The 26803-nt window shown below is 38.4% G+C and carries 27 protein-coding genes; 24 read left to right on the forward strand and 3 right to left on the reverse strand.

Annotated elements, in window-relative coordinates:
• Positions 1 to 734: 734 nt before the first annotated feature.
• On the forward strand, positions 735 to 2762 hold the full coding sequence (gene uvrB / locus DS885_RS17310) for an excinuclease ABC subunit UvrB (RefSeq protein ID WP_113820645.1): 2028 nt from the start codon (positions 735 to 737) through the stop codon (positions 2760 to 2762).
• Positions 2763 to 2961: 199 nt separating this feature from the next.
• Entirely contained in the window at positions 2962 to 3984 is a 1023-nt protein-coding gene (locus DS885_RS17315) for a GGDEF domain-containing protein (RefSeq protein WP_113820646.1), read from the forward strand.
• Between the two features lie 90 nt (positions 3985 to 4074).
• Here the strand turns inward: DS885_RS17315 and DS885_RS17320 are convergent, their stop codons facing one another.
• Entirely contained in the window at positions 4075 to 4656 is a 582-nt protein-coding gene (locus DS885_RS17320) for a Maf family protein (RefSeq protein ID WP_113820647.1), read from the reverse strand.
• Positions 4657 to 4792: 136 nt separating this feature from the next.
• Between DS885_RS17320 and yceD the strand changes: the two genes are divergently transcribed.
• The 21 genes from yceD to DS885_RS17425 all read left to right on the forward strand — a co-directional run bounded on the left by yceD (position 4793) and on the right by DS885_RS17425 (position 24684).
• The gene (gene yceD / locus DS885_RS17325; protein ID WP_113820648.1) at positions 4793 to 5314 is read left to right on the forward strand and encodes a 23S rRNA accumulation protein YceD; all 522 of its coding nucleotides are present in this window, start codon (positions 4793 to 4795) and stop codon (positions 5312 to 5314) included.
• An 18-nt stretch (positions 5315 to 5332) separates the two neighbouring features.
• Complete coding sequence (rpmF, locus tag DS885_RS17330) at positions 5333 to 5503, forward strand: 50S ribosomal protein L32 (RefSeq protein ID WP_025562454.1); 171 nt, start codon at positions 5333 to 5335, stop codon at positions 5501 to 5503.
• Positions 5504 to 5512: 9 nt separating this feature from the next.
• On the forward strand, positions 5513 to 6553 hold the full coding sequence (gene plsX, locus DS885_RS17335; protein ID WP_113820649.1) for a phosphate acyltransferase PlsX: 1041 nt from the start codon (positions 5513 to 5515) through the stop codon (positions 6551 to 6553).
• Positions 6546 to 7505 (forward strand): beta-ketoacyl-ACP synthase III, encoded by a 960-nt coding sequence (locus DS885_RS17340; RefSeq protein WP_113820650.1) that lies wholly within the window; start codon positions 6546 to 6548, stop codon positions 7503 to 7505. Before plsX ends, DS885_RS17340 begins: the two co-directional genes overlap by 8 nt.
• A gap of 78 nt (positions 7506 to 7583) precedes the next feature.
• The gene (fabD, locus tag DS885_RS17345; protein WP_113820651.1) at positions 7584 to 8525 is read left to right on the forward strand and encodes an ACP S-malonyltransferase; all 942 of its coding nucleotides are present in this window, start codon (positions 7584 to 7586) and stop codon (positions 8523 to 8525) included.
• A 2-nt stretch (positions 8526 to 8527) separates the two neighbouring features.
• On the forward strand, positions 8528 to 9262 hold the full coding sequence (gene fabG / locus DS885_RS17350) for a 3-oxoacyl-ACP reductase FabG (protein ID WP_220149731.1): 735 nt from the start codon (positions 8528 to 8530) through the stop codon (positions 9260 to 9262).
• Positions 9263 to 9444: 182 nt separating this feature from the next.
• Positions 9445 to 9678: an acyl carrier protein gene (gene acpP / locus DS885_RS17355; RefSeq protein WP_025562459.1), complete on the forward strand. Its 234-nt coding sequence runs from the start codon at positions 9445 to 9447 to the stop codon at positions 9676 to 9678.
• A 313-nt stretch (positions 9679 to 9991) separates the two neighbouring features.
• Positions 9992 to 11233 (forward strand): beta-ketoacyl-ACP synthase II, encoded by a 1242-nt coding sequence (gene fabF, locus DS885_RS17360; RefSeq protein WP_113820653.1) that lies wholly within the window; start codon positions 9992 to 9994, stop codon positions 11231 to 11233.
• A gap of 236 nt (positions 11234 to 11469) precedes the next feature.
• Positions 11470 to 12282, forward strand: a complete 813-nt coding sequence (gene pabC / locus DS885_RS17365) for an aminodeoxychorismate lyase (protein WP_113820670.1) — start codon at positions 11470 to 11472, stop codon at positions 12280 to 12282.
• 5 nt (positions 12283 to 12287) lie between these two features.
• Positions 12288 to 13283: an endolytic transglycosylase MltG gene (gene mltG, locus DS885_RS17370; RefSeq protein ID WP_113820654.1), complete on the forward strand. Its 996-nt coding sequence runs from the start codon at positions 12288 to 12290 to the stop codon at positions 13281 to 13283.
• Between the two features lies 1 nt (position 13284).
• Positions 13285 to 13938, forward strand: coding sequence for a dTMP kinase (gene tmk, locus DS885_RS17375; RefSeq protein ID WP_113820655.1), 654 nt, complete (start codon positions 13285 to 13287; stop codon positions 13936 to 13938).
• Positions 13939 to 14994, forward strand: coding sequence for a DNA polymerase III subunit delta' (holB, locus tag DS885_RS17380; RefSeq protein ID WP_258546946.1), 1056 nt, complete (start codon positions 13939 to 13941; stop codon positions 14992 to 14994).
• A complete protein-coding gene (locus DS885_RS17385; RefSeq protein ID WP_113820656.1) occupies positions 14984 to 15760 on the forward strand; it encodes a TatD family hydrolase in 777 nt (258 codons plus the stop codon). Before holB ends, DS885_RS17385 begins: the two co-directional genes overlap by 11 nt.
• Positions 15761 to 15787: 27 nt before the next feature.
• Positions 15788 to 16399 carry a fumarylacetoacetate hydrolase family protein gene (locus DS885_RS17390; protein ID WP_113820657.1) on the forward strand — a complete coding sequence of 204 codons (612 nt, stop codon included), beginning with the start codon at positions 15788 to 15790 and terminating at the stop codon, positions 16397 to 16399.
• 166 nt (positions 16400 to 16565) lie between these two features.
• Positions 16566 to 17546: a phenylalanine--tRNA ligase subunit alpha gene (gene pheS / locus DS885_RS17395; RefSeq protein WP_113820658.1), complete on the forward strand. Its 981-nt coding sequence runs from the start codon at positions 16566 to 16568 to the stop codon at positions 17544 to 17546.
• A gap of 12 nt (positions 17547 to 17558) precedes the next feature.
• Entirely contained in the window at positions 17559 to 19946 is a 2388-nt protein-coding gene (gene pheT / locus DS885_RS17400) for a phenylalanine--tRNA ligase subunit beta (protein ID WP_113820659.1), read from the forward strand.
• 3 nt (positions 19947 to 19949) lie between these two features.
• Positions 19950 to 20255, forward strand: coding sequence for an integration host factor subunit alpha (locus DS885_RS17405; RefSeq protein ID WP_113820660.1), 306 nt, complete (start codon positions 19950 to 19952; stop codon positions 20253 to 20255).
• 231 nt (positions 20256 to 20486) lie between these two features.
• Positions 20487 to 21194: a Sir2 family NAD+-dependent deacetylase gene (cobB, locus tag DS885_RS17410; protein ID WP_113820661.1), complete on the forward strand. Its 708-nt coding sequence runs from the start codon at positions 20487 to 20489 to the stop codon at positions 21192 to 21194.
• A gap of 136 nt (positions 21195 to 21330) precedes the next feature.
• Positions 21331 to 22140, forward strand: coding sequence for a hypothetical protein (locus DS885_RS17415; protein ID WP_113820662.1), 810 nt, complete (start codon positions 21331 to 21333; stop codon positions 22138 to 22140).
• A gap of 342 nt (positions 22141 to 22482) precedes the next feature.
• On the forward strand, positions 22483 to 23172 hold the full coding sequence (locus DS885_RS17420) for a phosphoglycolate phosphatase (RefSeq protein ID WP_113820663.1): 690 nt from the start codon (positions 22483 to 22485) through the stop codon (positions 23170 to 23172).
• Positions 23173 to 23238: 66 nt separating this feature from the next.
• Complete coding sequence (locus DS885_RS17425) at positions 23239 to 24684, forward strand: FAD-dependent oxidoreductase (RefSeq protein ID WP_113820664.1); 1446 nt, start codon at positions 23239 to 23241, stop codon at positions 24682 to 24684.
• 99 nt (positions 24685 to 24783) lie between these two features.
• Here the strand turns inward: DS885_RS17425 and DS885_RS17430 are convergent, their stop codons facing one another.
• Complete coding sequence (locus tag DS885_RS17430; RefSeq protein ID WP_113820665.1) at positions 24784 to 25350, reverse strand: TetR/AcrR family transcriptional regulator; 567 nt, start codon at positions 25348 to 25350, stop codon at positions 24784 to 24786.
• Between the two features lie 88 nt (positions 25351 to 25438).
• On the opposite strand from DS885_RS17430, the gene DS885_RS17435 reads away from it, so the two are divergent.
• On the forward strand, positions 25439 to 25882 hold the full coding sequence (locus DS885_RS17435; protein ID WP_113820666.1) for an HPP family protein: 444 nt from the start codon (positions 25439 to 25441) through the stop codon (positions 25880 to 25882).
• A 91-nt stretch (positions 25883 to 25973) separates the two neighbouring features.
• Here the strand turns inward: DS885_RS17435 and DS885_RS17440 are convergent, their stop codons facing one another.
• Positions 25974 to 26606, reverse strand: coding sequence for an SGNH/GDSL hydrolase family protein (locus tag DS885_RS17440; RefSeq protein WP_113820667.1), 633 nt, complete (start codon positions 26604 to 26606; stop codon positions 25974 to 25976).
• Positions 26607 to 26803 lie beyond the last annotated feature (197 nt).

Raw genomic sequence — 26803 nt, forward strand, 5'->3', positions numbered from 1 at the left:
ACCTCTTATGAGCAGGGATTTAAGGCTTTGTGATGTCAAATAGGCATTAGCTTTATTAAAAACATTTTGCATAAAATTTGACCTGGTTAGCCTATTTTTTTTATTGTGAGATCTTCGTCATATAACCTTAATCTTTCTGTAACACTGATTAACTCTAGGCTAGAGACGGTTATCCACTTTTTCTGTGGATAACTCTGTGGGAAGATCAATGAGAAGTGTCTGAAGCCCTTGCTACACCTTGCTTTAGGTTAAATAGGGTTATTTTTAACCGCAAAAAATAACTGTTTATTATCAATTGGTTACAATCGTCAAGTGGTTTTTTCATCGCTTAAGTTATTCACCTAGGGGGCTCTCTTTTTTATTCTTGTGTCAATAGCTATGTGTGTATTATTTAAAAATATTTTTATTTATTTTTATTGACAAAAATTCTGTTTAAGGAATTTATATTGTTTGTTTACTGTACAGCCTATTTTGCCAAACGACCCGCTTTTAATGCGGTATTTGTTGGCTAGTAAATAACTTTCGATAATTCTATTGTGGTGAAGTGAGCTATTTTGTCGTAATTTTGTTAATTGAAATACAAGTTTCGAGTAAAAAATTTAACATATCTTGTGTTTTTAGCTGTTTTTGTTTTTAAGAAGTAAATTTATTGATTTTTATTAACAAAGGATCACTCGCTTATTAATGACTAATGATAAGATTAAAGGATAAGTAATAGGTTGTAATGAGGGTTTATGAGTAAGTCATTTGAATTAGTGTGTCCATTTGCTCCAGCAGGGGACCAACCACAGGCAATAGAGCAACTAGTTGAAGGGATAGAGTCAGGGTTAGCTTATCAAACTTTATTAGGGGTAACAGGCTCGGGTAAAACATTCACATTAGCTAATACTATCGCTCAGTTAAATAAGCCAACTTTGATTCTTGCGCCGAATAAAACCTTAGCGGCTCAATTATACGGAGAAATGAAAGCCTTTTTTCCACATAATGCTGTGGAATATTTTGTTTCCTATTATGACTATTACCAACCTGAAGCCTACGTCCCAAGCTCTGACTCTTTTATAGAGAAAGATGCGGCGGTTAATGCACATATTGAGCAGATGCGTTTATCGGCTACTAAAGCCTTATTAGAACGTAAAGATGTAGTGTTAGTTGCGTCTGTGTCCGCCATTTATGGTTTGGGAGACCCGCAATCCTATTTACAAATGATGCTACACATCAGTGTTGGCGAAATCATCTCAAGCCGAGATATCTTACAGCGCTTAGTGGATATTCAATACACTCGAAATGAAACAGAATTAAGCCGTGGTACCTTTAGAGTCAGAGGTGAAGTGGTCGATATTTTCCCTGCTGACTCTGAAAAGCAAGCAATACGTATTGAACTATTTGATGATGAAGTGGAAAGTATCAGTGTGTTTGACCCTTTAACCGGGCAACAATTAGAAAAGCTATCGCGCACCACCATTTTTCCTAAAACGCACTATGTAACACCAAGAGAGCAGATCCTTAATGCCATTGAAGGGATTAAGGAAGAGTTACAGGAGCGTAAAAAAGAGTTTCTAGCAGAAAATAAATTAATAGAAGAACAACGTATTTCACAACGTACTCTATACGACCTAGAGATGATGAATGAACTAGGGTATTGCTCAGGCATCGAAAACTATTCTCGTTACCTGTCCAGTAGAGGGCAGGGTGAAGCGCCACCAACCTTATTTGATTACTTACCTAACGATGGTTTGTTAATACTCGATGAAAGCCATGTTACCGTGCCGCAAATTGGCGCTATGTATAAAGGTGACCGTTCACGTAAAGAAAACTTGGTCAATTATGGGTTCCGATTACCCTCTGCCTTAGACAACCGTCCTCTTAAATTCGAAGAATTTGAAAAGCTGGCTCCACAAACTATTTATGTGTCGGCAACCCCTAGCGATTATGAAATAGATAAATCACAGGGAGATATTATCAGACAGGTGATACGGCCTACTGGGTTATTAGACCCGATTATCGAAGTGCGACCAGTGAGTTCTCAGGTTGATGATCTGTTATCAGAGATCAATATTCGTATCCCTAAAAGTGAGAGAGTATTAGTCACTACATTGACCAAACGTATGGCAGAAGATTTAACGGAATACCTTAATGAGCACGGCATTAAAGTACGTTATTTACATTCTGATGTGGATACGGTGGAACGTGTAGAGATTATTCGTGACTTACGTTTAGGTGTGTTCGATGTGTTGATCGGTATTAACTTACTACGAGAAGGGTTAGATATTCCCGAAGTCTCTTTAGTGGCGATACTTGATGCGGACAAAGAAGGTTTTTTACGTTCTGAGCGTTCATTGATCCAAACCATGGGACGCGCAGCACGTAACCTGGAAGGTAAAGCCATTTTATATGCAGATCGCATCACTGATTCAATGAAAAAAGCGATTAAAACCACTGAAGATAGAAGAGAACTCCAGGATAACTTTAATAAAGACAATGGTATCTCACCAAAAGGTTTATCGAAGTCGGTAACAGATGTGATGCAACTAGGGCAAAATCCTCAACCAAAATCAACTATCACTCCGTTGAATAAAGTGGCTGAAACAGATGCGCTTTATGCTGCAGATAGTATGGTTCGTTCAGAACAAGACATCTTGAAAGAGATAGCGAAATTAGAAAAACAGATGTTTGCTTTTGCCAAGGATTTAGAGTTTGAAAAAGCTGCGCAATTACGTGATCAGGTATCTAAATTACATGAGCAACTTATCGCTACTGGATAAATGACTATTACTAATTAACCACATGTTTTAGAATGCTAAGGCTTACTTTATACGGAAATAAAGTAAGTCGCTTATCAAAGTGAAGTGTTTTGACATTGTTTTTCCAATATTAAAAGTGGGAACAACAGGAAAAATTCTCAAACTAAACAATAATCATTGAATAGTTAAAGAATAAAACAATCTTAAAAATGGAAAGTTAATGGTTGATAATGAAGAATATGGATATCGTCGCACTACATTGCGCGTTTTATTAGCAGTTACTATTTTTGCAGTAAGCTTTTTTGCCGTGAATAATTGGATTGCAGGTTTTCAACTTTTTGCTGTGATTGAAGCGATTGTTGGGGCTTTTTGGTGTGCGATTTTTTTAATTGCCAAACGTACGCAATACTTGCAACGATGGTCATTTATCTATTTGTGTACGTTTTACTTTCTGGTGATCTACGGCATTATGATCACTACCTTTAAAGCTGGACTATTTTCCTGGTTATTTATTTTCCCTATTTTATCTTATCTTTTATTAGGCATTAAAGCGGGTTCCATGATCACCTTGGTTAGTGTTAGTGGTGGGCTGTTTGTGTTAGGAAAAATGGTCTGGGTTAACAACCATGAAATGCATTGGATTGTAATGGGCAATGCAGGTTTTACACTCGCGGCTATCTGGTCAATGGTATATGTCTACGAGTCTAAAAGAGAATATGTGTTTAATTATTTAAAAGAGCAAGCTAGGAAAGATCCATTAACTGGGTTGCTTAATGTAAAAGCGCTGAATGATACCTTAGCCGATACATTAAAAATTGCCCAACGACACTCGTACCCAGTTACCTTAGTGTATATTGATATTAATGACTTTAAACAGATTAATGATAAACAAGGGCATCAAAAGGGCAATGAAATTTTATTGGCGGTTGCTCAGGCAATTAAAGATTTAACCAGGGTTGAAGACCACGCTTTTCGTTACGGTGGTGATGAATTTTGTATTGTTTTCCCGAACTGTGTACATGAGCAAGTACGACAAACCTTTGGTGTCAGGTTAGCTGAGCAGGCACATACTAATTTGAATAAGCTGTCCATGAGTATTGGTTATGCGCAGACTGGTCCAAGTGAATTTTGTTCACCGGATAGTTTGATTCATAAAGCAGATAAAAACATGTATGTGGTTAAATCCATAATAAAATCAGGTGACTCTTTTCATGAATGGCAAAGTGGAAGTGAAACAGGATAATGAGGTTGATTCTATGTTAATGGATTAAACCAACTAAAACATAAATAGGGAAGTGATCTTACTTCCCTATTTTCGTTTCTATAGCTGTGATTAAAGAACTGAAAATCCTTCTTTATCCAACATTTCAATAAGAGAAATAAGTGGTAGGCCAATTAAACTATTTGGGTCTTTACCTTCAAAACGACTAAATAAGCTAATGCCAAAACCTTCGCTTTTAAAACTACCTGCGCAATTATAAGGCTCTTCTTTGTTTAGGTAGTTGGTAATCATTTGATCCGATAGTTCACGGAAGTAAACATCATAAGCTTCAACTAAAGACTGTACTTCTCCCGTTGCACTGTTCACTAAGGCTAAACCTGTATAGAAGGTAACATGTTGACCACTGGCTGCTTTTAATTGTTTAAAGGCATTGTCAAAATTGCCTGGTTTACCTAAAATCTTGCCATTATTTAGGCAGACTTGGTCAGAGCCAATGATTAATGCATCGCTAAAGTCAGCTGTGACAGCTTGTGCTTTAGCAATTGCCAGTCTTTCTACTAATTGAATAGCGGTTTCACCTGGCAATTCATCTTCGTTAACCTGTGGGTTAGCTGTGGAAAACTCTACATGTAGCTTTTCTAATAGTTGTTTGCGAAACGGCGAAGTTGATGCTAATACTAGCTTTTGTGGCATATTGAATCCTAGTTAAGTATAAAAATAAGTTTATTTTAAGGACTGTGAAAGAATAAAGCGATAGTTGAGTAAAAACTTAATAAAAATAGCGGTTTTTCTTTGACTATATTGAACTCTATCTATATTATTCGCGACCATGCAAAAGGTTAAACTACCGATTAGCGTTGATTCTGTTCGCGCTGCTAATAATAGATTAGTGCTAGATGCTAGCCTAGAAAAGTCTTTATTAAGCAGATTAAGAGAATCAACAAACAGTATTCACTCTGATATCGACGTTCATTTTTCTTTTGAAGTGGATCAGCAAAGGCTGAGAATATTTCATGGGAAAGCAAGCGTCGCAGTAGAACTCACTTGTCAACGGTGCAATGAGCCTATGATTTATCAATGTGAAGCTGAATTTACGTATTGTCCTGTTCTGAATGAAGAGCAGGAAAATAATTTACCAGACGTTTATGAACCCATTTATTACGATGAAAATGGGGAGGTAAATCTTCATCAAATAGTTGAAGACGAACTGTTATTAACACTTCCGCAGATTGCAATGCATGCAATTGAGGATTGTCATTACAGTGACTACGAAAGTAGCTTTGGCGAAATTGAAGAAGAACAAGAACGTCCTAACCCATTTGATGCTCTAGCTCAGCTAAAGCTCAAGTAACAAGCAGGAATTTTTAAAATGGCAGTACAAAAAAGTCGTAAGACTCCTTCAAAACGCGGTATGCGTCGTTCACATGATGCACTAAGTGCACCTACTTTAACTGTTGACAGCACTTCTGGTGAAACTCACCGTCGTCATCACGTTACTGCTGACGGCTTCTACAAAGGCAAAAAAGTAATCGAAAAGTAAGTTATTACTTTGCGTAACTTTACTATTGCGCTTGATGCCATGGGGGGTGATTTTGGCCCCCATATTTCTTTACCTGCAAGTTATCAATCCCTACAACTTCATACCAACTTATTCATCATTATTGTCGGTGATAAGCAGCAAATAAATCCCCTTTTACAAAAATATCATTTACTTGATCACGCTCGCGTTAAATTAGTGCATGCACCTGAAACCATATCGATGGAAGATGATCCTGTTTCAGTGTTACGTCATCGTGTGCCTTCATCAATGTTAATTGCACTGCAATTAGTCGCTGATGGTGAGGCCGATGCATGTGTTAGTGCGGGAAATACCGGCGCATTAATGTTGTTATCTAAGCATGTGTTAAAAACGCTTGAGGGAATTTCACGACCTGCTTTGGTCTCTGCATTACCGAATAATCGTGGTGGTCACAGTTATTTGATGGATTTAGGGGCAAATTTACAGTGTGGTTGTGATACTTTATTTAACTTTGCATTAATGGGAAGTGTGCTTTGCGAAAAGGTTGAACAGGTGAGTTCTCCCTCTGTTTCCCTATTAAATGTAGGACGAGAAAGTAATAAAGGGAGCAATGAAATCAAACATTGTGCAACTTTGCTTAATGAAACTAACTATATTAATTATATTGGCTTTATTGAAGCAAATGAGCTGTTTGATAGCCCTGCGGATGTTGTCGTAACTGATGGATTTAGTGGCAATATTGCATTAAAAAGCTATGAAGGGATGGGACGCGTTTTTATAGCACAATTAAAAAAAGCCATGGATGCAACCTGGTATAGTCGTTTGCTTGGTAAGTTATTAAATCCATTGATAAAAAACCAATTAAAACATTTACATCCAGATCTGTATAATGGTGCCAGTTTGATCGGGTTACGTGGCATAGTGGTCAAAAGTCACGGCAGTGCAAATATTGCTGCATTTAGTTGCGCAATAGAACAAGCCATCAAAGAAATTCAATGGCAGATACCAACCAGTATTAGTGAAAGGTTAGCATCTGTCTTAGCAGAGCGAGATTGTTTATTAAATGAATAGCAAAATTATAGGTACGGGTAGTTATTTACCAACAGCAGTACGCACCAATCAAGATTTAGAGAAGATGGTTGATACTAGTGATGAATGGATCACGGTACGCACTGGCATTAAAGAACGTCGTATTGCAAGTGAACAAGAAACGATCGCGTTTATGGGCACAAAAGCTGGCGAGCAAGCTTTACAAGCTGCTGGTTTAGTTGCAAGTGATTTAGATTTAATTGTTGTTGCTACAACAAGTAATCATAATGCTTTCCCCTCTGCTGCTTGTGAAGTTCAGAATCTATTGGGTATTTATGATATTCCTGCATTTGACGTATCAGCCGCATGTGCTGGTTTCACTTATGCATTAAGTGTGGCTGATAACTTTATTAAATCAGGCAGTGCTAAAAATGTGTTAGTGATTGGCGCAGATGCGTTAGCAGCAACTTGTGATCCTGAAGATCGTAGTACTATCATTTTGTTCGGTGACGGTGCTGGTGCCGTGGTATTAACAGCAACTGAAGAGGCGGGTATTTTATCTACTCATATTAATGCCGATGGTCGCTTTGGTGATTTACTAAAATTACCAAATGTTGAACGTGGTAACAGTCAGACATTAACCAACTCATACCTATCAATGGCAGGTAATGAAGTGTTTAAAGTCGCGGTGAAAAAATTAAGCCAAGTGGTAGTGGATACCTTAGCTGCTAACAACATTGAAAAAGACAAATTAGACTGGCTAGTACCTCATCAAGCCAATCAACGAATTATTGCTGCAACGGCTAAAAAATTAGGTATGTCTATGGAACAAGTGATTTTAACACTTGATAAACATGGCAATACGTCAGCTGCTTCAGTACCACTTGCCTTAGACGAAGGGGTAAGAAGTGGAAAAATTAAACCAGGCCAATTAGTGCTATTAGAAGCATTTGGTGGTGGTTTTACTTGGGGAAGTGCATTAGTTGTGATGTAACAACTGGCCCCTTTAAAGTAATTATATAGACAAGCGATACAGTGATGAGATCGTAAGAATAAATATTAGGAATTAAACATGACAAACTTTACATTTGCCTTTCCTGGCCAAGGTTCACAAAGCTTAGGTATGTTAGCTGATTTATCTGCAACTTACCCAGTTGTTGCTGAAACATTCAAAGAAGCAAGTGATGTATTAGGTTACGACCTTTGGGCGTTATGCCAAGATGGACCTGTTGAATCATTAAACCAAACGGATAAAACACAACCTGCTTTATTAGCAGCTTCTGTTGCTATTTGGCGTGTTTGGGCTGAAGTGGGTGGTGAAAAACCAACAACGATTGCTGGACACAGCTTAGGTGAATACTCTGCACTAGTGTGTGCGGGTGTCATTGACTTTAAAGATGCAATTAAATTGGTTGAGCTACGCGGTCAGTTAATGCAACAAGCCGTACCTGCTGGTGTTGGCGCAATGTTCGCCATTATTGGTCTAGGTGATGCAGAAATTAAAGCGGCTTGTGAACAAGCTGCGCAAGGTGAAGTGGTTTCTCCAGTAAACTTCAACTCACCAGGTCAAGTGGTTATCGCGGGTAACAAAGATGCCGTGGAACGTGCTGGTGCGTTATGTAAAGAAGCAGGCGCTAAACGTGCATTGCCATTACCAGTATCAGTGCCTTCACATTGTGCATTAATGAAACCTGCAGCAGATAAGTTAGCCGTTGCATTACAAGAGATCACTTTTAATACACCAAGTGTTTCAGTGATTAATAATGTTGATGTAGCAATTGAAACTGATGCAGACAAGATTAAAGATGCGCTAGTGCGTCAACTATATTGCCCAGTTCGTTGGACAGATATCGTTGTTAAAATGGCTGAACAAGGTATCAACTTACAAGTTGAAGCTGGTCCAGGTAAAGTATTAAGTGGTTTAGTTCGTCGTATTGACAAGAGCTTTACTGCACAAGCAATTAATGACACAGCAAGTTTAGCGGCTGCATTAGCTGCTGTTAAAGGAGAATAATAATGAGTATGCAAGATCAAGTTGTTTTAGTAACAGGTGCAAGCCGTGGTATCGGCCGAGCAATTGCTGAAAGTTTTGTAGCACTAGGTGCAACTGTATTAGGTACTGCAACAAGTGAAAGTGGCGCAGCTGCAATCAGTGAATACTTAGGTGATGCAGGTAAAGGTTTTGTCTTAAACGTCACAGAAACTGAGTCTATTGAAGCATTATTTGCTGACATTAAGAAAGAGTTTGGTAGTGTGGATGTGTTAGTGAATAACGCAGGTATCACACGTGACAACCTATTGATGCGTATGAAAGATGCAGAGTGGGATGACATCATTGGTACTAACTTAACGCCTATCTTTAAATTGAGTAAAGCTGCACTTCGTCCAATGATGAAAAAGCGTGCTGGTCGCATTATTAATGTAGGTTCTGTAGTTGGTACAATGGGTAATGCTGGTCAAGCTAACTACGCCGCAGCTAAAGCTGGTGTAATTGGTTTTACTAAATCATTAGCACGTGAAGTTGCAAGCCGTGGCATTACTGTTAACACAGTAGCCCCAGGTTTCATTGAAACAGATATGACTAAAGCACTAAATGAAGAGCAACGTGCTGCTACTTTAGCAAACGTACCTGCTGGCCGTTTAGGTGATCCAAAAGAGATTGCTGCGACTGTTGTATTTTTAGCCTCTGAAGGTGCGGCATACATTAATGGTGAAACAATTCACGTTAATGGTGGCATGTACATGGTTTAATTTTTTGCCTAACTTTGTTGAGCAAATAAGCAATTAACTCAAAAAGATAGATATTCTATTAATTTATTGATTAAAATCTTAAAATACTGGTCTAACCAGTGATAGAATACTTGAATATTAAACGCGATAGAATAAACTACCGCAACTTAACGCAAATGCGTAATTACATAGGAAGATAAAAAATGAGCAATATCGAAGAACGCGTAAAGAACATCATCGTTGAGCAATTAGGTGTTCAACTAGACGAAGTTAAAAACGAAGCTTCTTTCGTTGACGATCTTGGTGCTGATTCACTAGACACAGTTGAGCTTGTAATGGCTCTAGAAGAAGAATTTGATACAGAGATCCCAGATGACGAAGCAGAGAAAATCACTACTGTTCAATCTGCGATTGATTACGTTGTTAACAACGGCTAATTTCTCACTATAAGTGCAGAAATCTCTAAAGGCGGTCTTGTGACCGCCTTTTGTCTATTTAAACATTAATAAATTAATCGTAAATAATAGCTAAGTGTTTTAAAACACCAATCGTAAAAATCCCGTGTTCTATATACCTGGTAAAAATGAGTTACTTTTGTTGTAAGTTTGTAAAAGAGACATGATTACATTAACTTACCTCACAAATTAAGCCATTTTTTTCTCTGTGTCATATTATCAACATGGATTTAATATACATTGGTATAAAAAATTTTTAGTTATTATTTTTATAGCTTTATTTTAGGAGAGTCTAGTGTCAAAGCGTCGCGTTGTAGTAACCGGTTTAGGGATCATCTCACCAGTAGGTAATACGGTTGAGCAATCATGGCAGGCTATTCAATCTGGTCAAAGTGGTATTTCAAATATTGAACACTTTGATACTGAAAAGTTTTCTACTAAATTCGCTGGTTTAGTTAAAGACTTTAACGTCGAAGAGTACATGCCAAAGAAAGAAGCACGTAAAATGGATCTATTTATCCAATACGGTGTAGCTGCTTCTGAACAAGCATTACAAGATTCTGGCTTAGAAATTACAGAAGAAAATGCAGAGCGAATCGGTGTTGCAATCGGTTCTGGTATTGGTGGTTTAGGTATCATCGAACAAAACAAAGATAACTATAACAAATCAGGACCACGCAAAATCAGTCCTTTCTTTGTACCAGCAACTATCATCAATATGATTTCTGGCCATGTTTCAATTAACAAAGGCCTAAAAGGTCCAAACATCGCCGTAACGACTGCTTGTACTACAGGTACACACAGCATCGGTTTAGGCGCTCGTATGATCCAACATGGTGATGCGGATGTGATGTTTGTAGGTGGTGCAGAAAAAGCGTCAACTGAAATGGGTATGGGTGGCTTTGGTGCTGCACGTGCACTTTCTACACGTAACGATTCACCAGAAACTGCAAGTCGTCCATGGGATGAGTCGCGTGACGGTTTTGTACTAGGTGATGGTGCGGGTGTATTAATTATTGAAGAATATGAACATGCTAAAGCACGTGGCGCAAAAATTTACGCTGAAATGGTTGGTTTTGGTATGAGTGGCGATGCTTACCACATGACGTCACCACCAGAAAGTGGTGCAGGTGCAGCATTATCAATGAAAAATGCTATCCGTGATGCAGGTATCGAGGCTGCTGATATTCAGTATATCAATGCACATGGTACGTCTACACCTGCAGGTGATATCGCTGAAACACAAGCAGTGAAAAGCATTTGGGGTGAAGCAGCAAATTCAGTGATGATGAGCTCAACTAAATCAATGACTGGCCACCTATTAGGTGCTGCTGGTGCAATCGAAGCTATCTTCAGTGTATTAGCACTGAAAGACCAAGTTGCTCCACCAACAATTAACCTTAAAAACCCAAGTGAAGGTTGTGATTTAGATTATGTAACAGACGGTAAAGCGCGACCTTCGAATATTGAATACGCATTATCAAACTCATTTGGTTTTGGTGGCACTAACGGTACGTTGATCTTTAAACGTATCTAGTACTATTACTAATAATCAGCCATTTTTTGTGGTTGATTTTTAAAAACCCGATACGTAAGTTCGGGTTTTTTTATGTCCAAAAATTGTGCTCGTAAGCATGTTTATACTAATCACTGGAAGGCATCAATAATGCTTTGCTATCTAGCATGATTGCTATTATTTCTAATCATCTATTTAGTGAATAAAGGATTATGCGTATAATCTTTTATTCAACTTTACACTGGATGAGTAACTTCATGTTAATTAACGGTATTGTCAGTCAAAGCATTGATGCAACTGATCGTGGTTTAGCCTATGGTGATGGATTATTTTCTACCATCAAGATCGAACACGGTGAACTCATTGATTGGTCATTGCATTTACAACGACTTAAAGATGGCGCAGCACGTTTATTTTTTCCCGAGGTGGATTGGGACTTGTTACAAACTGAAGTATTCAACACTGCACAATTAGTGGCGGAACATGCTCATCATGTATTAAAAGTGATGCTTACCAGAGGCAGTGGTGGTCGAGGTTATAGTGCTGCTGGTTGTGAACAAACAGTGCGGGTTATCAGCTTGTCGGCTTTTCCTGAGCAATACCTTGATTGGCAGAAAAATGGGATTGCGATTGTGCAATGTCAGAGCCAATTAGGGCGCAATAAACAACTTGCTGGCTTAAAATCATTAGCGCGTTTAGAGCAAGTTTTAATTAAACAAGAGTTACTTAAATTAAAGGCCGTAGAAGGTTTAGTCTGTGATGAGTTTGGTCATGTTGTCGAAGCATGTAGCGCTAATGTGTTTATTTACTTAGCAGGGCAGTGGATCACTCCGATACTTAATTATAGTGGTGTCGCAGGGGTAATGAGAGCGCGGATTCTACAGTTAGCAACTATCAAAGTCGTTGAAAGAGAGATCACCTTAGCAGACATTAACCAAGCAACCTGCCTGTGTTTAACCAATGCACTTATGGGCGTTGTTGCGGTCAAACAATATCAAGACAAACACTATTCAGCAGAGCAATTAAAGCCTGTGACAGAATTACAAACATTGCTTAAGCAAGGAAGTTAGTTTTTATGATCAAGAAAATAGGTGTAGTAGCAGCCTTATTAATAGTTATCCTAATAGGTGTGATTGGTTGGGCAAAACAGCAAGTGGATAGTTATTTAAATACACCACGTGTTGCGGAAACACAGCTATTTACCTTAGCAGATGGCAGTTATTTTTCACAATTAGCACCACAATTAATGGAGCAAGGTTTATTAGACTCAGACCGTTGGTGGAAAGTGGTCGCTAAGTTACATCCCGAATTAACACATCTTAAATCAGGTACTTACCAACTACCTGAAGCAGCATCTTTACAGCAAATATTAACCATTTTGAACAGCGGACGAGGTTATCAGTTTAAAGTCACCTTTGTAGAAGGCAGTACCTATAAAGATTGGCTGAAAACGTTAAGTAAAGCAGAAAGAATTAAACCTATTTTAGAAGATGAACAAGCGATTTTAGCTAAGTTAGGCAGTACTTCATCTAAATTAGAAGGGTTACTCTTTCCTGAAACCTATCACTACTCTGCTGATATGAGTGCCTTTACTATTATTAAAAAAGCGTACTTACATCAACAGGTAATCGTTGAGAAATTATGGGCTGAAAGAGACAAAAACCTTCCCTATAAAACCCCTTATGAAGCTTTGATTATGGCGTCAATCATCGAGAAAGAGAGTGGTTTAGCCAACGACAGAGATAAAATCGCCTCGGTATTTGTTAACCGATTAAAAATAGGCATGCGTTTACAGACGGATCCTACGGTTATTTATGGCATGGGAGAGCGTTATGATGGGCGCATTCGTAGTAAAGATTTAAGAGAGAAAACGCCTTACAATACTTATACAATAACCGGTTTACCACCAACACCCATTGCAATGCCGAGTGAAGAAGCCCTGTATGCGGCTTTGCATCCTGCAGACACCAAGTATCTGTATTTTGTCAGCAAAGGTGATGGTACCTCTTACTTCTCTAAAAATTTAAGAGAGCATAACAACGCCGTTAATAAATATATCCGAGGAAAATAAAATGTCAGCAATACAAAAACTAGCGGGTAAATTTATTGTTATTGAAGGATTAGAAGGTGCAGGTAAAAGCACTGCCATTCAATACATCCAAGATTGGTTAGCACTACAAGGTGTTATTGAACAAAATATCGAATTAACCCGCGAACCCGGTGGTACTACTCTCGCAGAGAAAATGCGCGAGATAGTAAAAATGGATGTGGCAGATGAGCAACTGGATGACAAAGCAGAGTTATTAATCATGTATGCGGCGCGCGTACAACTAGTTGAGCATAAAATTAAACCCGCCTTAGCAGCGGATAAAGTGGTCATTGGTGACCGTCATAACTGGTCTTCATTAGCGTATCAAGGTGGTGGTCGTGGTATCGATTTACAACTCATTAATGATATTAAGCAAGTGGCGTTAGGTGATTTCACAGCAGATTTTACATTGTTTTTAGATATTGAACCGGAACTTGGGTTAAGCCGAGCAAGAGGCCGTGGCGAGTTAGATCGTATTGAGCGGTTAGCTATCGATTTCTTTAACCGTTCTCGCGCTGTATTCCAGCAGCTTACTGAGCAAGATAAAAATGCTGTGTGTATCGATGCAAGTCAGGGCTTTGATCAAGTCAAGGAATCCATTCACCGACAACTTGATATTTGGTTAGCGAGTTTATAAATGGCTAATACGCAAACTCCATCGGATATGGCTGAATCAAGTTTTGAACAGGTTTCAACGCCTTGGTTAACGCCTTTTTATCAGCAGCTGCAACAGACTTATCAGCAGGGACGTTTTGCCCACGGTTTATTGTTTACCGGCAGTGCTGGTATTGGTAAATACAAGTTAGCGCAACAGTTAGCGCAATATTTGCTATGTACAAACAAACAGCATGATGATGCTTGTTTTGAATGTCACTCTTGCAAACTATTTAGCGTACATAATCATCTTGATTATCATTTTTTAGTGGCTGAAAAAAATAAGTCCATTGGTATTGACCAAGTTCGTTTATTGACTGAAAAACTTAATGAACGCCCACAGCTAGGTAACAATAAAGTGGTGTTGATTAAAGGTGCTGAGCAGCTTACTGAGGCTGCGGCTAATGCCCTATTAAAAACATTAGAAGAGCCGCAAGGTGATAGCTATCTGATTTTGCTTGCAAGAACCCATCATCAATTAATGCCAACGTTATTAAGCCGATTGCAGCAAACTCATTTGCATAGCCCTGATGATCAAACCTTAATTAACTGGTTATATGAATTGGGTTATCAAGTGAGTGACCTAGGCGTGTTACGTTGGTTTCAAAATAGCCCATTAGCGTTATTAAACCATTTAAAGGCATTACAACAAGATGCAAGTTTAGATACACGTCGCCAATGTGTGGAAGGTGTCTTTAATATGTTGTATCAACCACAGCAGTTATTTAGCTTTTCACGGTTATTAGCCAATGATGCAGAGCAAAATTTATTACTGCTTTTTCATCTATTACATGATATTCATAAGTTGAAGTTAAATACTGAACAACTAAATCAAGATGCTATCTATTATTTTGCATTACCACAGTTACAACTTTGGCAAGCACAGTTAAGTTTTAAAAGTTTGCGTGTGTTAAGCCAAGAGATATTAAAAACACGCAGCTTATTAACCGAGCACAATGCATTAAAGAAAGAGTTATTGATCAGCGCTTTGTTGATTAAAATAAAGAACGAATTTAAGGAAACACACTATGTTAGTTGATTCTCACTGTCACCTTGACCGATTAGATTACACCAAAAAGCACACGGGTATTGCCGATGTGATTGAAAAGGCACAAGCAAAAGGGATTAATCATCTACTCAGCGTTTGTGTTACGTTAGAAGATTACCCTGCGATGGCTGAAATGATCAAACCTTACGATCAAGTGTCAAGTACCTGTGGTGTGCATCCTTTGTATAAAGAAGCGGTGATGAATGAAGATTTATTGCTTGAATATGCAAGTGCAGAAAAAGTGATTGCCATTGGTGAAACAGGGTTAGATTACTTCTACTCACCAGAAACTAAAGAGTGGCAAATAGATGCTTTTCGTAAGCAGATCCGCGTGGCGAAAAAACTTAACAAACCTCTGATTATTCACACTCGTGGTGCACGTGAAGATACCTTAGATATTCTTCGAGAAGAGGGTGCTGAACAAGTCGGAGGTATTTTACATTGCTTTACAGAGTCTATTGAGATGGCACAGGAAGCGATGCAAATGGGCTTTTATATTTCAGTGTCTGGTATTGTTACCTTCAAAAATGCTAAAGAGTTACAGGAAGTGATTAAAGCTGTACCGCTAGACCGATTATTAGTAGAAACTGACTCACCTTATTTAGCGCCTGTACCACATCGTGGTGAGGAAAATGAACCAGCTTACACCTACAACGTAGCCGAGTTTGTTGCTGATTTAAAAGGCGTTTCATTCGAAGAGCTAGCTGCAGCAACCACTAATAATTACTTCACCTTATTTAAAAACGCAAAACGTTAATTAGCCGATAATAATCTAGGAGTTTTCATGCAAACAGTGTTATTCGATGGACAACCTATTAGCCCTTCAAAAGTAGTCTGTATTGGCCGTAATTATGTTGAGCATATTGCTGAATTGAATAATGAAGTGCCTACTGAGCCGGTGATTTTTGTAAAACCGAACTCTGCGATCAGCACTGAGATTAAAACGCATGCCGTGGAGGCGATTCACTATGAAGCAGAAATCTCCTTCTTGATGGATAATAACCAGTTTGTTGGTGTTGGCATTGGTTTAGACTTAACCAAACGAGAAGTTCAAAGTGTGCTTAAAAGTAAATCTTTACCTTGGGAGCGTGCTAAAGCCTTTGATGCCTCTGCGGTATTTTCAGAGTTTGTCAGTTTTGAGCAGCCAGTAGATTCATTAAGTTTAGTGTTATTCATTAATGACCAAGTGATTCAACAGGCTAATTATCAATTGATGATCTACAAACCTGCTGAGATAGTTACGGCAGTGAATGAGTTTATGTCCTTTGAAAAACACGATATTTTAATGACAGGCACACCAAAAGGCGTGGGTAAAATTAACCAAGGTGATAAATTCACTGGGCAAATTTTTTCTCAAGACACACTTATAGCCTCGCAAAGTTGGACCGTCTTATAAGGTGCATGAACCACTCATCCTATTAGGCACTGGAAATGCACAAAATAATTATGCATTTCCAGCCTTTTATCTACCGCAAACACACCACAGCACTAGCCATATCTATTTGATCTGCGTAAAATTACAGCCATATTTTTTATCACTTGTATAAAGTAGAGTAAATTGAATGCAGCATCTAGATGAAATCGTTGCGAACGCGCAACAACAGATCGAAAACGCCGCAGATACTAATGAATTAGAAGAGATTCGTTTACAGTATCTGGGTAAAAAAGGCCTAATGACTGAGCAAATGAAAGGCTTAGGTAAATTACCACCTGCTGAGAAACCAGCTGCAGGTCAATTAATTAATAAGGCAAAACAAGCGATTCAAGCGGTATTAGTTGAACGTAAAAAAGGCATGGAAGAGGCAATTTTAAATGCCAAACTAGCCTCAGAAACGATTGACGTAACACTACCTGGTCGTGGTACTAAGCAAGGTAACGTTCACCCTGTAACTCGTACCACTGATCGTATCGTTGAGTTCTTTAGTGAGTTAGGTTTTGAAGTAAAAGATGGTCCTGAAGTTGAAGATGGTTACCATAACTTTGACGCATTAAACATTCCACCGCATCACCCAGCACGTGCTGATCACGATACTTTCTACTTCAACCCTGATTTAGTACTTCGTACACAAACTTCAGGTGTGCAAATCCGTACTATGGAAGCACAGAAGCCACCAGTACGTATTATCTCTCCTGGACGTGTTTACCGTAATGATTACGACCAAACACATACACCAATGTTCCACCAAGTTGAAGGCTTGATGATTGCAGAAAACGTAAGCTTTACACAGCTTAAAGGTATTCTGCATGACTTCTTACACAACTTCTTCGAAGAAGATTTAGAGATTCGTTTCCGTCCATCCTACTTCCCATTCACAGAACCTTCTGCGGAAGTAGATGTGAAAGGTAAAAACGGTTGGTTAGAAGTACTAGGTTGCGGCATGGTTCACCCAAGCGTATTAAAATCAATGGGTGTTGATCCTGAGAAATACTCTGGTTTTGCCTTCGGTATGGGTATTGAGCGTTTAACAATGCTACGTTACAACGTTAATGATTTACGTTCATTCTTCGAAAACGATCTTCGTTTCCTCAAGCAATTCAAATAAGGGTTAATAATAATGAAATTTAGTGAAGCTTGGTTACGCGAGTGGGTTAACCCAGAAATTACACGTGATGAATTAACACATCAAATCACTATGGCAGGTCTTGAAGTCGACGACGTTGATCCTGTTGCTGGTGAGTTTACTAAAGTATTAGTTGGTGAAGTGGTTGAATGTGGTCAACACCCTGATGCTGACAAATTACAAGTGACTAAAATCAATATCGGTGAAGAAGAGTTAATCGATATTGTTTGTGGTGCTAAAAACTGTCGTTTAGGTCTAAAAGTAGCCGTGGCTGTTGTCGGTGCTGTTTTACCGGGTGACTTTAAAATTAAAAAAGCCAAACTACGTGGCCAGCCATCTTTTGGTATGTTGTGTAGTGAGTCTGAATTAGGCATGGCAGAAAGTGCTGAAGGTATCATTGAACTACCTTTAGACGCGCCAATTGGCCAATGTGTTCGTGAATACTTACAGTTAGATGATGTGATTATTGATGTAGATTTAACAGCAAACCGTGCTGATTGTTTAGGTATTGCCGGTCTTGCGCGTGAAGTAGCAGTGTTAAATAGCATTGAAGCAACCCAACCAACTTGGGAAAACGTAGCTGTATCAATTGATGACCAAGTGGCTATCAACTTACAAGCACCAGAAGCTTGCCCTCGTTACCTTGGTCGTGTAATTAAAGGCATTAATCAAAATGCAACAACGCCATTATGGATGGTTGAAAAACTACGTCGTTGTGGTGTGCGCAGTGTTGATGCTGTGGTTGATATTACTCAGTATGTATTACTAGAGTTAGGTCATCCAATGCATGCTTTTGATTTATCTAAATTAGAAGGTGGCATTGAAGTGCGCCTAGCTAATCAAGACGAAGAACTGATATTACTAGACGGTAAAGAAGTTAAATTAAATACAGATACATTAGTGATTGCAGACCAATCAAAAGCGTTAGCGATGGCGGGTATTTTTGGCGGTCAAGATTCTGGTGTACAAGAAGGTTCAACAGATATCTTCTTAGAAAGCGCTTTCTTTGCTCCGTTAGCGATCGCTGGTCGAGCACGTAGTTACGGTCTACATACAGATGCTTCTCATCGTTATGAACGTGGCGTTGACCCACTGTTACAAATCACTGCGATGGAGCGTGCAACACAGTTATTAGTTGAAATTTGTGGTGGTCAAGTTGGCCCAATCACAGAGGCTGTAAGTGAAGCAAATTTACCAAAACAAGCAACTATTGAATTACGTCGTAGTAAATTAGATCGTTTAATCGGTATTTCAATTGATGCAGAGCGTGTTCAGCAAATCTTGACTCAGTTAGGTTGTGAAGTGACTGAAACTGCTGAAGGTTGGTCTGCAGTCGCGCCAAGCTATCGTTTTGATATGGAGATTGAAGAAGACCTAATCGAAGAAGTGGCACGTGTATTTGGTTACAACAACATTCCAAATATTGCGCCACAAGCTGCATTAACTATGCCTGCTCACAATGAATCACGTTTGAAATTATCTAAAATCCGTGATGTGTTAGTGAACCGTGAATACCAAGAAGCGATCACTTACAGCTTTGTTGACCCAGACAAGCAACTTAAATTGCACCCAGAAGCGGATGCGCTTATTTTACCGCACCCAATTTCTAAAGATATGTCGGCAATGCGTGTTAGCTTATGGACAGGTCTATTAGAAAGTGTCTCTAAAAACCAAAAACGTCAGCAAAACCGCGTTCGTTTATTTGAAACGGGTTTACGTTTCATTAAAGATGAGCAAGCTGAAAACGGTATTCGTCAACAAGCAATGTTATCAGGTGTGATTATTGGTAACGTCAGTGATGAACATTGGTCACTGGAAACTCGTGCTGCAGACTTCTTTGATCTTAAAGCAGATTTAGAAGCTGTGTTAGATTTAACCGTTGATGATGCTAGTTTTGAGTTTAAAGCTGAAAAACACAGTGCATTGCACCCAGGTCAATCTGCAGGTATCTACCGTAACGGTGTAAATGTGGGTTATATTGGTAGTTTGCACCCAAGTTTGAAGAAACCTTTTGCATTAAATGGGCAAGCTATTGTTTTTGAAATAGAAGTTGATAGTATATTAACTAGACAGCTACCTCAAGCGGGTGATATTTCTAAGTTCCCAGCGAACAGTCGAGATCTCGCTTTTGTGGTAGATGAGCAAGTAAATGCAGGTAAGGTCCTAAAATTTATAGAAAAAATTGGCGGTTCCGAGCTAGTTAGCATAAACTTGTTTGACGTATACCAAGGACAAGGCGTTGAAGAAGGTAAAAAGAGCTTAGCAATAGGCTTAATATTACAAGACTCTTCACGTACCTTGGAAGAACAAGAGATTGCTGATAGCGTTAGTTCTATTGTTGAAGCGGTTTCTACGGAGTTTAATGCATCTTTGAGAGATTAATTTATGGCACTGACAAAAGCTGAAATAGCAGCACACTTATCGGAAGAAATTGGATTAAGCAAACGAGAAGCAAAAGAGTTTGTAGAATCTTTCTTTGAAGAAATTAAATCAACGCTTGAATCTGGTTCGCCAGTTAAAATTTCTGGCTTTGGTGGTTTTGAGCTAAAAGACAAAGGCGAGCGACCAGGTCGTAACCCTAAAACGGGAGAAGATATCCCGATTGAAGCTCGAAGAGTTGTTACCTTTAAAGCGGGTCAGAAACTGAAAGAGTTAGTGGAAACTAGCTTATCAGATAAACCTAACAAATAATTAATCAGCGTTTTCGCCATTAGTTATCAATCTAGGATTAGCCATTAAGCTATCTAGAAAAAGTCGCTCTGCGGCTTTTTTTTTGCCTAAAATTTGCCTAGCCTAGTTAGTATGAATGATATTACATGAGTTCAGACACACATTTGTCACGCTGTTCAGATTACAATGTGCTGTGATATGAGTGCTTACTTTATGTGCTTTGACCCCCCATAAACAATTAGGACCGAAGATTTGAGTAAATATAAAAGAATTGTGGTATTAACTGGAGCGGGTATTTCTGCAGAGTCGGGCATAGATACTTTTCGTACTAAAGATGGATTATGGGAAAGATATAAACTGGAAGATGTAGCAACACCAGAAGGGTATAAGCGCAACCCAGAGTTAGTGTTAGATTTTTATAATCAACGCCGCAAGCAATTTTGTTCAGGTATCAACCTACCAAATGCTGCTCACCATGCCTTAGTAGAATTAGAGCAAAAATTTGAGGGTGAGTTTCTATTAGTGACACAAAACATTGATAATTTACATGAGCAAGCAGGTTCAAAAAACGTATTGCATATGCACGGTGAATTACTAAAAGCACGCTGTCCTAGCTCTAATCAGCTGATTCAGTGGCTAAAGGATTTAAACAGTGATGACCTGTGTACCTGTTGTCAGTATCCATCACCTTTGCGTCCACATATAGTGTGGTTTGGTGAAATGCCGATAGGCTTAGATAAAATCTATCATGCTCTTTCAGAAGCAGACCTGTTTATTGCCATTGGTACATCTGGCACAGTTTACCCTGCTGCGGGCTTTGTAGAGGAAGCCAAAAGTAGTGGGGCAGAGTCCATTGAGGTTAATTTAGAAGTCAGTGAAGTACATAGTCATTTTGACCAAGTGCTACAGGGCAAAGCAACGGAACTGGTTCCACAGTTAGTTAAACAGATTTTAAAATAAACACCTGATGATCTGATTTAAATTTCACTTTAATATCAGAGGCTGCAATTATGAATAAGCTTGAAAAGCTACCAGAACCCCCTACAATGACTGGCTGCTGAACAGCTGTTATTTCATTTAGGGAAGTTACTTGGTTATGAGTTCAAAATATTTTGTATTGGGCGGTGATATTAAAAAATCACTGGCTGAAGGGTACCATTTAGATTTAAAAAAATTGTTAAGCGATGGTTTTAAGATCACTCGCAAACATTTTTTACCGCTTGTCTCGGCATGTCTTTTTATCATGCTAGCGTCTTTTTCTTTATTAAGTTTATTTATAGATACTGACACTTCACTAACCGATCCTAAAGTCATTGGTCTGTTTTTTGTTTTTGCATTACTGATTGCACCGCCAATAATGACCGGTCTTATTATGATGGGCGTTCATCATTCAGTGGGACTTAAAACTAACTCTTTTCACCTTTTTCATTATTTTAAAATAATCTTGAAATTGTCGCTGGCAGCGATGATGGTTAATTTAATGACAAATGCGGTGAGTATGGTTTTCGGACAAGTATTTGGCAGTGCAGGCTTTGTATTGTCTGTACTTGTTTTACTGTATTTAAAAATGTCATTCTGCTTGGTCTACCCATTGATTGCAGAAAAGAAAGCCTCTCCTGTCATGGCCTTAAAATTGTCTTTTAAATTAGTGCACAAAAATATTGGGCAATTTACGCAGTTATTAGTTATTTTCTGTGTACTGTTTATGTTTGGTTTAATCACCTCTGGTATCGGTTTACTGTTTGTTATTCCATACTGTATAAACGTATTAGGCATTGTATATCGTCAAATCTGTGGCGTGAGTATTGCAGTGACAGAAACAAATGATGATGACTCTGATTCCAACGGTTCAGGCCCTGATTCAGGTTCAGATTCAGGCTCTCGTCATGGTGGCTTCGAAGCTTAATTGCTTCTGACTAAGGGCATGAATTGTCTCTGCCCTTAGTGATACTTTCCTTTCTGGTATTTTAACCTTCCTTTATTTTTCTCCATAAAATCTACTCTGCTCTTCTGAAATCATCAGCAATTAGACTACAAAGTTTAATCGGCGATAACTAATGAAATAATTGATTAAAACTATCTAAATAATCTAAAAACCGGTGAACTTAATTTAAGAGATCTTCGTATCACTTACTAAAGGCTAAAATGGCGAATAATTGTGATAAATATCAAATTTTATTGGCGTTATTAAACACATTCTGCTTAGATGAACACATATAAATAATTAAAAATGTTGTAGGAGTTATATTTGAAATTCACGGATAAAAAAGCCATCCTGTTTGATCTAGACGGTACTTTAATTGATAGTGCGCCAGATTTAGCATTAGCAATCAATCACATGCTAACTAGTATTGGTAGAGAAGAGATTTCCCCAGCCATTATTCGTTCTTGGGTAGGTAACGGCGCAAGTATTTTAGTACAACGTGGTTTATCTGGACAAACTGAGATTGACCCTGATTTAGACCCTGCACTATTAGAAAAGTCTTTAGCTATCTTTTTGGATTTTTATGCCAAAAACCTATGCGTGGATACGGTGACTTACCCTAATGTTGTTAGCTCTCTACAAGCATTAAAAGAAAAAGGCTACCAGTTAGCAATCGTTACCAATAAACCTTACGATTTTATTCAACCTATTTTAGATGGCTTATCAATGAATGGTTTATTTTCATTATTAGTTGGCGGCGATACTTTAGAAAAACGTAAACCTGATCCACTTCCATTACACTTCGCTTGTGAACAGTTAAGTGTCACTGTCGATGACTGCGTCATGGTAGGGGATTCTAAAAATGATATTTTAGCCGCAAATGCAGCGAAAATGCAGAGCATTGGTTTAACCTATGGTTATAACTACGGCGAAGATATTAACGAACATGGGCCTGATGTTAGCTTTGATGATTTTGCTAATATTGTTAACGCTCTTTCGGATGCTAAGCAATAATCATTGAATGTTTAGTTTCTTCTTTTTTACGCAAATATTAACGGTTAAACAGTGACTAGAAGCGATATGTCTGATAAAAAAATTGCAGTAATAGGCGGCGGTATAGCAGGAGCTTCGATTGCCCTGTACTTGAGCGAAATAGGATTAAAAGTAGATCTATTTGAGAAGGGCACAAGTTTAGTTAATGGTCCTCCAATTTGCCATCTGCATGCGGGTGGTAATCTATACAGAGAGATTCCTGACGAACAATGTGTGACCTTATTAGAAGAGTCTATAGAAGCATTACGTTTGTATCCTGATTCTATCGATTACAGACCCACGGTTATTGCCGTGCCAAAACATGATGCAGGCCAACCATTGGATCTGTTACCACGTTTAACGCTGCTGCAAGATGAATATCAAAAGCTAATTGATAAAGACAGTAAAAATAAAGTGCTGGGTGAAGTAAACGAATATTACCGTTTAGTTGAGCTAGAAGAGTTGCAGCACCTCGCCACTTTAGATGAGAAAAAAGTACCAAGCACAGCGGAAGAGTGGTTAATTCCTTTTGCCAAGCATACTGACTTATCTTTGCTTAAGTTTCCTGTGGTGTTAGTGCAAGAGTTTGGTTGGAATGTCTTCCGATTAGGGGCAACGGCTGCGTTATCTTTAGAGAAAAATGCTAACTGTCAGATTCACTTAAACAGTCAGGTAACAAAACTCTCACAACAACAGCCTGAAAAATGGCAGCTGGGTTACACTAAAAATGATCTTCCAGCTGAGCATGAGTTTGATTATGTGATTAACGCTGCAGGCTTTAAAACCGGTGAAATTGACGACCTAGCAGGTTTTAATCGTGACCGTTTAGTTGAGTTTAAAGCTGCTTATGTTACCCACTGGAAAGGTACTGACGGTTTTTGGCCGGAAGTGATTATTCATGGTACGCGTGGTACACCTCAGGGCATGGCTCAATTTACGCCATACCCTGGCGACCTAGTGCAATTACATGGCATGACCGAAGATATTACTTTATTTAAAGACGGCTTAGTAGAAAGCGCTAAAAACAGCTCTCAACCACAATTGGATGAGAAGTTTTTACGTAAAATAGATAAAGGTTGGTTAGAGCACGAGGTCACTACGCGTGGACAGCGCGCCATCGATCACATTTCTCAATATATTCCTGCTTTTAAAACGGCCACTGTCGCTGGTAAGCCTTTATTTGGTGCGCAACAGATTCCAGGTGACGACTCAACCTTACGTACCGCTGGTGTGTCTTTTGAAAGTAATCATTATGCACGTTGTGAAATCGTTAAAGCTTCGTCAGTATTAACCTGTGCTGATGCATTAACTGAAAAGTTAGCAGAGCTAGGTTTTGTCGATAAAGATAAAGTAGGGGCTCGCTTGTTCCCAATCACTGATACTATTGAAGACCAAGCCATTACAAAACGTTCTGAGCTTTATACTCAGCAACGTGGTTACCCTATTGCACTGGCTTACCGTAATATCAAACAAGAAGAAGAGTGTTATGCTTAGGTCATAAGCGAAGCCACTTATTCAGCTCTAAATAAAAATCCCATCGCTTAATAAGCCATGGGATTTTTGTTTATTGTCGCTTTGAAACAAAATTATTTATTAATCAGTGAATGCAGTGTTATTTTCGTATTGTTTAAGTATTCGTATACATTTTATTGCTGAAGAGTAATCGCCAGAGACATATGCATTAGTTATTGCTCCTTCTTTCATAATGCAAATCGCATCTAACAAGAATAGGTTTTCTTGTGACATATATTGTTTAATCGTTTCTCGAACTTCATGTTTATGTTGCTTACAAAATAGCGAAATATTGCTTTGTTTATTATTAAATTCACTGGCGCTATTAATAAAGAAACAGCCATGAAAATCTCCTAACATACTCTCGGAATTTCTAAACCAACTTTCTAGCGCATTGAATAATCGTATTATTAGTTGCTCATTAGAGTCTACTCCATCAAGTTTAGTTTTTAACCATTCAATGAAATTTGTGTGTCTTTGTTGAAGTGCTGAAAGTATTAAGCTTTCCTTGCTTTCAAAATGACTGTACAGAGTTTGTTTTGCAACCCCTGATGTCTTTAATATTTCATTAATACCAATAGAGTTAATACTGTTGGAATAAAACAGATCTAAAGAAGTATCAATTAATAGTTTTCGCTTTTTACTCATTTTATCCTCCTATGTTTTATATTGACAAAACAAGACAGGGTTGTCTATTATAAAGACTAGACAAGTTTGTCTATTTTGTGGAGGTGGCATGAAATTATTTTTTCCGCTAATAGCTGGCAGCGGTGCCTTTTTAACTATTTATTTTCTTTTGTATGTCGGTGATACATTATCGAATATAACGTTAGTCATGGCACCTTTTGGTGCAACTGCAGTACTTGTGTTTGGTTTACCTCAAAGTCCATTAGCACAACCCAAAAATGTAATTATAGGGCATTTAATTACAGCTTTTATTGGTATTTTCTTTGTCCAATTTATTGGTGTGTCAGAAATAGATTTAGCTGTAGCAACAGGTTTGGGGGTAAGTGGGATGCTTTTTACGAAAACGACTCATCCACCAGCAGGAGCTAATCCGTTATTAATTATGATGTCTGGGCAAGGCTGGTTATTTTTAATAACCCCTGTTTTAATTGGATCAATAATCATTGTGATAATGGGAAAAATGATACAATCTTTTCATGCGAGATTAACTTAAACCTTAGCAAGCAGTGTTCTATACCTAAACAAAGTATAGAACATTCATACACTCTATTCGCTAAGGTTATTAAACACTATTTAGTTAATTTTCAGTTATCCAATGGCAATATTGTAGGGATCAATTCACTCAATTTATTCGCTAGTTTTTTATGTTCTTCTTGGGGCCAATGTATTCCCTCTTTTTCACAAGGTTTCACAAACTTAGCGGCGTCTAAAAAGTGACAATCTAATTCGGTCGCACGTAGCTCATAGTAGTGAGCAAATTGTGCCGATTTAGCTTGAGCACCTTCCCAGCCTTCTTTACCATTTTCAAGCTCTAATATCTGTGCAGGGGAAATTAAAAGCACCTCTGGGGCTGTTCTGGTAAAGCCTGGTTCAAAGCGCTGTGCAACTTCAACTAAGCGTGCTGCTCCTTTAGATATATCGCTTGCAGTGACATTGTATCTCGACTTAGCATCGTTTGTGCCTAGCATAATAATAATTAAATCAGGGTGGTGACTGCCTAAACATGGGAGTAGGTAATCTAATCCTTTTTTACCTGTTTCAATGGGATCTTCAAACACGGTGGTGCGACTATTTAAGCCCTCTTCAATGATCCGATATTCATTAGGCAATTGCGATTGCAACAACATTGTCCATCGTTCTGATTCATTATAACGACGCGTGAGAGTAGGGGAGTAGCCCCAAGTATTAGAATCACCAAAGCATAGAATCGTTTTCATCGTTTAAACTCCATTTAATTTTATTTTAGAGTATCCAATAACTTATACCAATCATAGTAAGTAACTGATCTATTTTACTTGTTAAAACAACTTATTTTTTCGTTGTAAGTTTCGTATAGGGAACAACCATTTACATCAACTTACGCCTCAAACTAAGCCATTTTTCCGGCGCAAAATTTAGATCAGTTATTTAATAC

It is taken from the genome of Psychromonas sp. B3M02 (assembly GCF_003318165.1).
Classification (GTDB): Bacteria; Pseudomonadota; Gammaproteobacteria; order Enterobacterales; family Psychromonadaceae; genus Psychromonas.